This window comes from Pseudomonas sp. (genome assembly GCF_049645325.1).
Classification (GTDB): domain Bacteria; phylum Pseudomonadota; class Gammaproteobacteria; order Pseudomonadales; family Pseudomonadaceae; genus Aquipseudomonas.
The window spans coordinates 1-8,928 of sequence record NZ_JBARTQ010000013.1; the positions used below are offsets into that span (position 1 = coordinate 1).

The 8,928-nt window shown below is 61.3% G+C and carries 9 protein-coding genes; 2 read left to right on the plus strand and 7 right to left on the minus strand.

The features are described from left to right. Nucleotides 1-70 precede the first annotated feature (70 nt). Genes WBB95_RS00355 through WBB95_RS00365 form a run of 3 tightly spaced genes read right to left on the minus strand, consistent with a single transcriptional unit; the run spans nt 71 to nt 2,573 of the window. On the minus strand, nt 71-841 hold the full coding sequence (locus WBB95_RS00355; RefSeq protein WP_424485785.1) for a MetQ/NlpA family ABC transporter substrate-binding protein: 771 nt from the start codon (nt 839-841) through the stop codon (nt 71-73). 50 nt (nt 842-891) lie between these two features. Next, complete coding sequence (locus WBB95_RS00360; protein ID WP_424485786.1) at nt 892-1,566, minus strand: methionine ABC transporter permease; 675 nt, start codon at nt 1,564-1,566, stop codon at nt 892-894. After that, complete coding sequence (locus WBB95_RS00365; RefSeq protein ID WP_424485787.1) at nt 1,566-2,573, minus strand: methionine ABC transporter ATP-binding protein; 1,008 nt, start codon at nt 2,571-2,573, stop codon at nt 1,566-1,568. The genes WBB95_RS00360 and WBB95_RS00365 overlap by 1 nt, the downstream gene beginning before the upstream one ends. Before the next feature lie 244 nt (nt 2,574-2,817). On the opposite strand from WBB95_RS00365, the gene katE reads away from it, so the two are divergent. After that, a complete protein-coding gene (gene katE / locus WBB95_RS00370; RefSeq protein ID WP_424485788.1) occupies nt 2,818-4,980 on the plus strand; it encodes a catalase HPII in 2,163 nt (720 codons plus the stop codon). Nucleotides 4,981-5,085: 105 nt separating this feature from the next. Here the strand turns inward: katE and WBB95_RS00375 are convergent, their stop codons facing one another. The 4 genes from WBB95_RS00375 to zur are packed head-to-tail and all read right to left on the minus strand — an operon-like array spanning nt 5,086 to nt 7,891. Beyond that, nucleotides 5,086-5,805 (minus strand): PA5502 family lipoprotein, encoded by a 720-nt coding sequence (locus WBB95_RS00375; RefSeq protein WP_424485789.1) that lies wholly within the window; start codon nt 5,803-5,805, stop codon nt 5,086-5,088. Nucleotides 5,806-5,842: 37 nt separating this feature from the next. After that, a complete protein-coding gene (gene znuB / locus WBB95_RS00380) occupies nt 5,843-6,631 on the minus strand; it encodes a zinc ABC transporter permease subunit ZnuB (RefSeq protein WP_424485790.1) in 789 nt (262 codons plus the stop codon). Next, entirely contained in the window at nt 6,624-7,409 is a 786-nt protein-coding gene (gene znuC / locus WBB95_RS00385; RefSeq protein WP_424485791.1) for a zinc ABC transporter ATP-binding protein ZnuC, read from the minus strand. The genes znuB and znuC overlap by 8 nt, the downstream gene beginning before the upstream one ends. Then, nucleotides 7,409-7,891 carry a zinc uptake transcriptional repressor Zur gene (gene zur / locus WBB95_RS00390; protein WP_424485792.1) on the minus strand — a complete coding sequence of 161 codons (483 nt, stop codon included), beginning with the start codon at nt 7,889-7,891 and terminating at the stop codon, nt 7,409-7,411. The genes znuC and zur overlap by 1 nt, the downstream gene beginning before the upstream one ends. Nucleotides 7,892-7,949: 58 nt before the next feature. On the opposite strand from zur, the gene WBB95_RS00395 reads away from it, so the two are divergent. Further along, the gene (locus WBB95_RS00395) at nt 7,950-8,879 is read left to right on the plus strand and encodes a zinc ABC transporter substrate-binding protein (protein WP_424485793.1); all 930 of its coding nucleotides are present in this window, start codon (nt 7,950-7,952) and stop codon (nt 8,877-8,879) included. Nucleotides 8,880-8,928 lie beyond the last annotated feature (49 nt).

Below are 8,928 nucleotides of genomic sequence, written 5' to 3' on the forward strand. Positions count from 1 at the left end.
ATCCACCGCCTTCGCGAGCAAGCCCGCTCCCACATTTTTTGATCTTCAGTGAATTGAGGATCGAGTTTGATCAGAACGCCGGCAAAATCGCGCCTTTGTACTTCTCAAGAATGAACGCTTTCACTTCCGGCGTGTGCAGGGCTGCTACCAGCTTCTTCACCGCGTCCGAGTCCTTGTTGTCTTCGCGAGTCACCAGGATGTTCACGTAAGGCGAGTCGTTGCCTTCGATCACCAGGGCGTCCTTGGCCGGGTCCAGCTTGGCTTCCAGCGCGTAGTTGGTGTTGATCAGCGCCAGGTCAACCTGGGTCAGCACGCGCGGCAGGGTGGCGGCTTCCAGTTCGCGGAATTTCAGGTTTTTTGGGTTGCCGGTGATGTCCTTGATGGTCGACAGGATGTTGGTCGGGTCCTTCAGGGTGATCAGGTTGTGCTTGGCCAGCAGCAACAGCGCGCGGCCGCCGTTGGTGGCGTCGTTCGGGATCACGACGTTGGCGCCGCTTGGCAGGTCTTCCAGCTTTTTGTACTTGCTGGAGTACGCGCCCAAGGGTTCGAGGTGCACGGCGCCGACGCTCACCAGGTGAGTGCCCTTGGCTTTGTTGAACTCATCCAGGTACGGCTGGTGCTGGAAGAAGTTGGCATCCAGGCGCTTTTCAGCCACTTGCACGTTGGGCTGTACGTAGTCGGTGAAGACTTTGACCTGCAGGTCCACGCCTTCTTTGGCGAGTGCAGGCTTCACGAACTCCAGAATTTCCGCGTGTGGCACCGGCGAGGCGGCGACCGTGATGGTTTCGGCGTGCGCGGAAAACGCGGCAACGGCGGCGAAAGCAACCAGTAGTTTTTTCATCCAGCAAGCTCCTTGTTCAGGCATGTGCCGGCGGGGGCCGGCAATCGCCGTTATTTTCGAGAAAAGTGCACCACCAGCTTGTCGCCGACGGTTTGCAGAATTTGCACCAGGATCAACAGCATCACCACGGTGACGATCATGACGTCGGTCTGGAAGCGCTGGTAACCAAAGCGGATCGCCAAGTCACCCAGGCCGCCGGCGCCTACGACACCGGCCATTGCAGTGTAGGAAACCAGTGTAATTGCCGTCACCGTAATCGCCGCGAAAATGCCGGGGCGGGCTTCAGGCAGCAGCGCGTTGACGATGATCTGACGCGTGCTGGCGCCCATCGACTGCGTGGCTTCGATGATGCCGCGGTCCACCTCACGCAAGGCGGTTTCGACCAGGCGCGCAAAAAACGGCGTGGCGCCCACGACCAGCGGCGGAATCGCACCGGCCACACCCAGCGAGGTGCCGGTGATCAGTACGGTGAACGGAATCATCACGATCAGCAGGATGATGAACGGCAGCGAACGCAGGATGTTCACGATCAGCGACAGCAGTGCGTACAGACCCTTTTGTTCGAACAGTTGGCGCGGGCTGCACAGGAACAGCAGCACGCCCAGCGGCAGGCCGAGCAACACGGTAAAGAACAGTGAACCGAAGAGCATGGTCATGGTGTCGCCGGTGGCGAGCCAGATTTCAGACCAGTCGATATTGGCGAAGAAACTCAAGAAAACGTCCATTAGCGCAGGACCTCCATGTGGACGTCTGCCGCGGTAAAGCGCGCGAACGCTGCTTCCATGTCCCCGCCGGTGATGGCCAGGGTCAGTTGCCCGTAGGGCGTGTCTTTGATGTGGTCGATGCGACCGGCAAGGATGCTGTAGTCCACCCCTGTTTCACGGGCGACGGTACCCAGCAATGGCGCGTAGGTCGCTTCACCCTGGAATGTCAGGCGTACGATGCGGCCCGGTACATGGGCAAACACATCGCGCTGTTCGCCTTCATCGACCTGCTCGGCTTCCTGCACGAAGCGCTTGGTGGTCGGGTGCTTGGGGTGCAGGAACACGTCGGTCACCGAGCCTTGCTCGACGATCACGCCGGCGTCCATCACGGCCACTTGATCGCACACGCGGCGGATCACGTCCATTTCATGGGTGATCAGCACGATGGTGAGCTTCAACTCACGGTTGATCTCGGCCAGCAGTTTCAGCACCGAGGCGGTGGTCTGCGGGTCGAGGGCGCTGGTGGCTTCGTCGCACAGCAGGATTTTTGGCTTGGTCGCCAGAGCGCGGGCGATGCCGACGCGCTGCTTCTGGCCGCCGGACAACTGCGCCGGGTATTTCCTGGCGTGGTCCGACAGGCCCACACGGGCGAGCAACTCAGCCACGCGCAGGTCGATGTCCTTGCGCGACAATTCGCCGGCCAGGGTCAGCGGCAGCGCCACGTTGTCGGCGACGGTCTTGGAGGCGAGCAGGTTGAAGTGCTGGAAGATCATCCCGACTTGCTGGCGGAAACGGCGCAGGCCATTGGCGTCCAGCGCGGTAACTTCTTCGCCGTCGACGTTGATCTGGCCGCCACTCGGTTCTTCGAGGCGATTGATCAGGCGCAGCAGGGTACTTTTTCCCGCACCCGAGTGGCCAATCAGGCCAAACACCTGGCCGTTTTCGACGCGCAGGCTGGTGGGGTGCAGGGCGGGGATATCCTTACCGGCGACGCGGTAGGTTTTATGGACGTTATGAAACTCGATCACGTAGCGAACCTTGTGGGGCGCATGGAAAAGGGATCAGCGGTTAGCCGGGCGCGCATTTTAGCCTGTCCGTATAGCGTTTCTTAGCATTTATTTCGCATTCATCCAGCGATTTGGCAATAACGCGATCAAAGGTCATAAAAAAGGAACGGCCCAAAACCCCATCAGTCACTACATAAGCAACGCGATTTCCCGGGTGCCGTGCCCGGGGTTTTGCTCAAACGAGCCGGGGACCGCTCTGGCCACTTTGACTAAGGAGTTTTGCCTGATGAGTACCAAGAAGCCAACTACCCCGCCGAAGAGTGAACTGGCGGGCACCGACACCCTGGACCGTGGCAACACCAACGCCAAGTTGCAGGCGCTGGAGGCGTTTCGTTCCGACGCGACCGGCCAGGCGCTGCGCACCAACCAGGGCGTGAAGATTTCCGACAACCAGAACACCTTGAAGGTCGGCGCCCGCGGCCCTTCGCTGCTGGAAGATTTCATCATGCGTGAAAAGATCACGCACTTTGACCATGAGCGCATTCCGGAGCGCATCGTGCATGCGCGCGGCACAGGCGCCCATGGCTACTTTCAAACCTACGAAAACCATTCTGCGCTGACCAAGGCGGGCTTCCTGCGCGACCCAGGCCATAAAACCCCGGTGTTTACGCGCTTTTCCACGGTGCAGGGGCCGCGCGGTTCGGGCGATACCGTGCGTGACGTGCGCGGTTTTGCCGTCAAGTTCTTCACCGAAGAAGGCAATTTCGACCTGGTCGGCAACAACATGCCGGTCTTTTTCATTCAGGATGCGATCAAGTTTCCTGACTTCGTGCACGCGGTAAAACCTGAGCCGCACAACGAAATTCCTACCGGCGGCTCGGCCCACGATACGTTCTGGGATTTTGTCTCGCTGCAGCCGGAATCAGCGCACATGGTCATTTGGGCCATGTCGGACCGTGCCATTCCCAAAAGCCTGCGCAGCATGCAGGGCTTTGGTGTGCACACCTTCCGTCTGGTGAACGCCGAGGGCAAATCCAACTTCGTCAAATTCCACTGGCGCCCAACGGCGGGCACCTGCTCACTGGTGTGGGACGAAGCGCAGAAGCTGGCGGGTAAAGATACCGACTACCACCGTCGTGACCTGTGGGAGTCCATCGAGATGGGCGACTACCCGGAATGGGAGTTGGGTGTGCAGGTGATTCCTGAAGACAAGGAACACGCGTTCGATTTCGACATTCTCGACCCCACCAAGCTGATCCCTGAAGAGCTGGTGCCGATCACGCCGCTAGGCAAGATGGTGCTCAACCGCAACCCGGACAACTTCTTCGCGGAAGTCGAGCAGGTTGCGTTCTGCCCAGGGCATATCGTGCCGGGGATCGACTTCTCCAATGACCCGTTGCTGCAAGGTCGGCTGTTTTCCTACACCGATACGCAGATCAGCCGACTGGGCGGCCCGAATTTCCACCAGTTGCCGATCAATCAGGCGGTGACGCCGCTGCATAACAATCAGCGTGACGCCATGCACCGAAGCACCATCGATAAGGGGCGTGCGTCTTACGAGCCGAACTCGATCGATGGCGGCTGGCCGAAAGAAACCCCGCCTGCGGCGCAGGACGGCGGTTTTGAGACGTACCCGGAGCGTATCGACGCCCACAAGATCCGCGAGCGCAGCGAGTCGTTTGGCGACCACTTCTCCCAGGCGCGCCTGTTCTTCCGCAGCATGAGCAAGCACGAGCAGGAACACATCATCGCCGCCTACAGTTTTGAGCTGGGCAAGGTTGAGCGTGAGTTTATTCGTGCGCGTCAGGTCAACGAGATCCTGGCCAATATCGACCTGGAGCTGGCCAAGCGTGTGGCGCAAAACCTCGGCCTGCCGGTGCCCAACAAAGGCACTGTGCCGGAACGCGAGAGCTCGTTGGCACGCTCGCCAGCGTTGAGCCAGGCCAACCTGCTGCCCGGCAATATCAAGACCCGCAAGGTTGCGATCCTGGCCGCCAATGGCGTGGATGGCGCAGCGATTGCCGCGTTGAAGAAAGCCCTTGAGGCAGAAGGTGCACACGCTAAATTGCTCGGGCCGACCTCGGCGCCGGTGACCACGGCGGATGGCAAGAGCCTGCCGGTGGACGCGTCGATGGAAGGCTTGCCGTCCATTGCGTTTGACGCGGTGTTTATCCCAGGCGGGAAAGAGTCGGTGAAAGCCCTGAGCGGCGACGGCGTGGCGTTGCATTACGTGCTGGAGGCGTACAAGCACCTCAAGGCGATTGCGGTGGCCAATGACGTGAAGCCGTTGCTGGATTTGCTCAAGCTTGAGGCAGATGCGGGGCTGATCGTCGGTGCGGATGCCAAGGCGTTCAAGGCATTCTTTGCTGCCATTGGCCAGCATCGGGTGTGGGAGCGTGAGCCTAAGGCCAAGGCGATTCCGGCTTAAGCTTTTGGTTGTTTGTTAGATCGCTATCGCAGGCAAGCCAGCTCCCACACTTGAACGTATTCACAATTCAAATGTGGGAGCTGGCTTGCCTGCGATGCTTTTGCTTTAGTCCGCCTTGCGCGGAATCAGCACAACCTGCGCCGGAATGTGTTTCAAGATCTGCCGGTGAATCTTCAGGTCATACCCAGAATCAATGCGCTTCACCCGTTTGGTCAGCAACGTGGCCAGCCACGGGTAATCTTCGGTGCGCGGCGCCTGGATGCTCACGTCACACTGGTAATTCACCACATCGGTGGCGATCGCATCCAGTTGGTGGCGAAGTTCTTCAATATCGGTGAGGTTCAGCGCCACAGTTGTGCTTTCAGCGGCCGGGTCGATGACCTTGGCCACAGGCTTGGCTTCGGCGGCCTTCAAGGCGGCTTCGGCTTGATCCAGCTCGGCTTTGCGCGCGTGGCTGATGGCGCTGTTCACGCCGCCGGTCAGCGCGGGGGCTTTGGGCATCAGCGCGCGGGCACGGCTCAGGGCGGTGGCGGCGGCGTTGACGTCACCTTTTTGCAGCACGATCTGGCTGCGCTGCAGGTAGGCCTCAGCCAATTGGCGCTGGTAAGTTTCCAGGGCCGGGTCATTGGGCGATTGCGCCTGCAGTGCGGCCAACTCGTCTTCGGCGGTGGCCAGCTCACTGCTGGCCAGGTTTTGTTCCAGCTGCGCGATGGCCGCAGCGTGAGCGTCCGGCACCTCGGGGGTGGCGGGCGGTGTGCTTTGACAGGCACCCAGCAGCAGGGAAAATGCGGCAAGGAGCAGATAACGGGAGGTGAACGGCTTCATTCCTGCGACTCTCTATTTGCGCAAAAAGCGAGCAAGTCTACACCCCTCGACGGGGCAGGACAAAACTCAGCAGAAACAGGGCGGCGGCCGTAACCACAATCGACGGCCCTGCCGGCGTGTCTTTGAACCAGGACAACGCCAGGCCCTCGCACACTGCAAGCATCCCCAGCAGGCTTGCGCCGATCGCCATCTGTTCCGGTGAACGGGCGTGGCGCTGGGCGGCGGCGGCGGGAATGATCAGCAGCGACGTGATCAACAATACGCCGACAATCTTCATCGCGACAGCAATCACCACGGCGATCAACAGCATCAGGGTCATGCGCAGGGCGGGCACGGGCAGCCCTTCGACGGTGGCCAGCTCTTCATGCACGGTGATCGCCAGCAATGGGCGCCACAGGGCTACAAGCAGCATCAGCACCGCGGCGCTGCCGCCGAGGATCCACGCAAGGTCGGTCGGGCTGATCGCCAGCAGGTCGCCGAACAGGTAGGCCATCAGGTCGATGCGCACTTCATGCATGAAGCTCAGCACCACCAGGCCCAGCGACAATGTGCTCGGCGCCAGAATGCCCAGCAGCGTGTCGGAGGCCAGCGGCTGGCGCTGTTGCAGTGTCACTAGCAGCACCGCCAGCAGCAGGCAGCCGACGGTCACGGCGATGGTGGGGCTCACATCCAGCAAAAAGCCCATGGCCACGCCCAGCAGCGCGGCATGCGACAACGTGTCGCCGAAATAGGCCATGCGTCGCCAGACCACAAACGAGCCCAGTGGGCCCGCAACGAGCGCCAGAGCCAAGCCTGCCAGCAGGGCGTAAAGCAGAAAATCAGCCATGCTTGCAGTTGTCTCCATGGACGTGGGAATGGGGCGTGGCGGGGTCGTCGACGACGGCGCCATGCAGGTCATGGGCGTGGTCGTGATGGTGGTGGTAAATCGCCAGGCTTTGGGCGTTCTTGCCGAACAGCTCGACGAACGCCGGGTCGCTGCTGACCTGTTCCGGGTGGCCGGAGCAGCACACGTGGCGGTTGAGGCACACCACTTGGTCCGTGGTACTCATGACCAAGTGCAGGTCGTGGGAGACCATCAATACGCCGCAGCCATGCCGGTCGCGCAGGCGTGTGATCAGGCTGTACAGCTCGGCTTGGCCGGCCACATCGACGCCTTGCACGGGTTCATCCAGCACCAGCAATTCTGGTTCGCGTAACAGGGCACGGGCCAGCAAAACGCGCTGCATTTCGCCGCCGGAGATGCTTTGCACCGGGCTGTCGATCACCTGTTCGGCACCGACTTCCTTCAGCGCCGCCTGGGCGCGAGCGCGGTCTACGCCGGGCACCAAACGCAAAAAGCGCAGCACCGAGAGTGGCAGGGTCGGGTCCACGTGCAGCTTTTGCGGCATGTAACCGACGCGCAACTTGGGTTTGCGCCAGACGGTGCCGGTGTCGGGCTTGAGCAGGCCGAGTACAGCACGCACCAGTGTGGTCTTGCCGGCGCCGTTCGGGCCGATCAGGGTGACGATCTGCCCTGGCTCGACACTCAGCGCGATGTTATCCAGCACGGCCTGCCCCGCGAACGTGACCCCGACCTGCTCCAGGCGGATTAACGCGTTGCTCATCAAGCCCCCTGGCAGCCCGAGCACAGGCCGACCACTTCGACCGTTTGCCCTTCGACCTTGAAGCCGACGTCGGCCGAGCTCTTGATGATGGCGTCGCTGATGCTTTTTTGTTCAAGCTCGATGGCGGCGTGGCATTCGCGGCAGATCAGGAACTGGCCCTGGTGCGCGTGTTCCGGGTGGTTGCAACCTACAAACGCGTTGAGCGAAGCAATGCGGTGTACCAGGCCGTTTTCCAGCAGGAAATCCAGCGCGCGGTACACGGTCGGCGGCGCCGCACGGCGGCCGTCTTGCTCGCTGAGCACGCCGAGAATGTCGTAGGCACCCAGCGGCTTATGGCTCTGCCACACCAGTTCCAGCACACGCCGGCGCAGGGCTGTCAGGCGCAGGCCTTGGCGCAGGCACAGCGCATCAGCCTCCGACAACGCGGTGTGCACGCAGTGAGAGTGGTCGTGGGGACGGCTGGCAAGCGGTGTTTTAGGCATGAGCGGCGACAGATATTTGATAGAGACGTTATTATGTTACCCGTTCCTACGCCAATGAGTGGTCATCGTGTCCAGACTTTTTCCCGTTTTTGTCGTATTTGTCACCAGTTTGTTCATCGCGGGCGCCGCTCAGGCCGAGGTCAAGGTGCTGACCAGCATCAAGCCGTTGCAACTGATCGCCGCCGCCGTGCAGGACGGCGTGGCGATTCCAGAGGTGCTGCTGCCGCCTGGCGCATCGCCGCATAACTACGCGTTGCGCCCATCCGACGTACGGCGCGTGCAGTCGGTGGACCTGTTGTATTGGATCGGCCCGGACATGGAGAGCTTCCTGCCGCGCGTGCTGAAAGGCCGCAGCTTGCCGACCGTGGCCGTGCAGGACCTTCCCGGCATGAAGCTGCGTCGTTTCGCCGAAGATAGCCACTCTCACGCTGATGATGCCGACGAACATGACCACGATCACCGCCCAGGCAGCCTGGACGCGCATTTGTGGTTGTCGACCGTCAACGCCCGCGTGATTGCTGCGCGCATGGCGGCGGACCTCAGCACTGCCGACCCGGCCAATGCCGCGCGTTACCAGAGCAACGTGAAGGCATTCGATGAGCGCCTGGATGCACTGGATGCGCGCCTGAAGGCTCGCTTGGCAAGCGTGGGCGATAAACCTTACTTCGTGTTCCACGAGGCGTTTGACTACTTCGAAGACGCCTACGGGCTCAAGCACACCGGCGTGTTCAGCGTTGCGGCCGAAGTACAGCCCGGCGCCCAGCACGTGGCGGCCATGCGTACGCGCTTGCAAGAAGTGGGCAAAACCTGCGTGTTCAGTGAGCCGCCGCTGCGTCCGCGCCTCGCCGAAACCCTGGTGGCTGGCCTGCCGGTGAAACTGGCGGAGCTGGATGCGCTGGGCGGCTACACCCCGGCCACGGCACAGGGTTATGAGCAGGTGCTGGAGAAGTTGGGGAATGACTTGGCGGGTTGCCTGGAATCTTTATAAGCCCATTGAAGATCAAATGTGGGAGCGGGCTTGCTCGCGAATGCGGTGT